The organism is Salmonella sp. SAL4457 (assembly GCF_046548235.1).
Classification (GTDB): Bacteria; Pseudomonadota; Gammaproteobacteria; order Enterobacterales; family Enterobacteriaceae; genus Salmonella; species Salmonella enterica.
The window spans coordinates 1-351 of record NZ_JBGDZO010000164.1 but is presented as its reverse complement, the minus strand read 5'-3'; the positions used below and the strand labels follow the sequence as shown (position 1 = coordinate 351).

The following is a 351-nucleotide window of genomic DNA, read 5'->3' as shown; positions in this document are numbered from 1 at the left end:
AGCCTGGTCGGCTGCAGCACGCCCGGCGCGTTCTTCGGTGCGGTGGACGGACCGGCCTTCGTCGCCCATCCGAGCGCCGATGCCAGCCACGCCACCGTCTACCTCTACCGTCCGCGGAGCCAGTGGGCGGACGAGGAACTCGAGGCGCCGGGGATCTTCCTCAACAACGAACTGATCGGCAGCCTACCGAGCAACGGCTACCTGGCGTTCGAGTTCGAGACCGGCAGCTACAAGCTGGAAATGCGCCGGCCGCTGGCGGGCAGCTTCTGGACCCTGTTCGCCGACGGTCCGATGGATTTCACCCGCATCGCCAGCTTCATGCTCGAGGCCAGGGCCGGCTCGGTCTACTAC

At 67.2% G+C, this 351-nt stretch carries 1 protein-coding gene; it reads left to right on the top strand.

Annotation, left to right across the window (positions count from 1 at the left end; translation table 11 throughout):
- Positions 1 to 351: DUF2846 domain-containing protein (locus tag ACLJNW_RS23730; RefSeq protein ID WP_410961163.1), on the top strand; the 351-nt coding region annotated here is incomplete at both ends.